Origin of the sequence: Streptococcus sp. HMSC071D03, from assembly GCF_001812125.1 — a bacterium.
Lineage (GTDB): Bacteria > Bacillota > Bacilli > Lactobacillales > Streptococcaceae > Streptococcus > Streptococcus pseudopneumoniae_N.
In genome coordinates, this window is record NZ_KV807729.1 from 1 (window position 1) to 899 (window position 899).

1 protein-coding gene is annotated in these 899 nt (G+C 40.7%); it reads left to right on the forward strand.

Annotated features, from left to right (window positions below):
* Positions 1–217: 217 nt before the first annotated feature.
* Positions 218–899 (forward strand): IS110 family transposase (locus tag HMPREF2837_RS03665; protein WP_148131804.1); only part of this gene is annotated, 682 nt, incomplete at its 3' end.

The window sequence follows — 899 nt, forward strand, 5'->3', positions numbered from 1 at the left end:
ATCTCCGACGGGAGAAAGTACTCACTACTTTTTCGTTATGTTAAAGTAGTGGTGTCTTGTTAAGTCGATAAGTCCTTTGGCGCTAGACGTCGTAACTAAAACTGACAAGACACCTGTTTTAGGAAGAATGTTATCAAAGTATGTGGGACGAAAAACGTCGAGTATTGAAAATGACATCACTAAAGCAAGGAATCATTCAAGACAAAGAGGTAATATCATGCGAGTAGTTTTTGGGATTGACGTGAGTAAAGCAAGTTCAGAAGTGGCCATCTTGGTCAATGGAGAAAAAGTACATGGCTATACCATTCCCAATGATGCCATCGGATTTAATCGACTACTTGGGGACTTGAAGACTGTTCACGATCCAGAGATTGTCTTCGAGGCGACTGGTGTCTATTCTCGTCGTCTTCAGGCCTTCTTTGAGGATAATAGTTACGCTTATACACGGCTCAATCCCTTAGAATCCAAAAAACAACTAGATAGCTTACGAGTACGTAAAACCGATAAGATTGACGCTGAAAAACTAGCTGCTTCTCAGTTCATCCTCAATCGTAAACCAAGCTATGTCCAAGAAGCGCTTTATCAAGAATTACGCGATCTCAGCCGTTTCTATCAGAATCTTACTGAGGATATCGTCTGCGCTAAAAACCGTCTGCACAAGGTTTTACAGTTCACTTTTCCTGAATTGGAAAACATATTGTCGGCACCAACTGGGGAACAATATTGGAACTTGGTCATGACTTTTCCATGTAATAGTTTTGTACTGGAGTTAGATGACGCCACATTAACAGCTATCATCCGTCAGTCTACGGCGAAACGCATCTCTGAAAAACGTGTGACTTACTTAGTAGATAAGCTTACAAAACTAGCTAATCAGTCTTATTGTGCGGTCAAAAAAA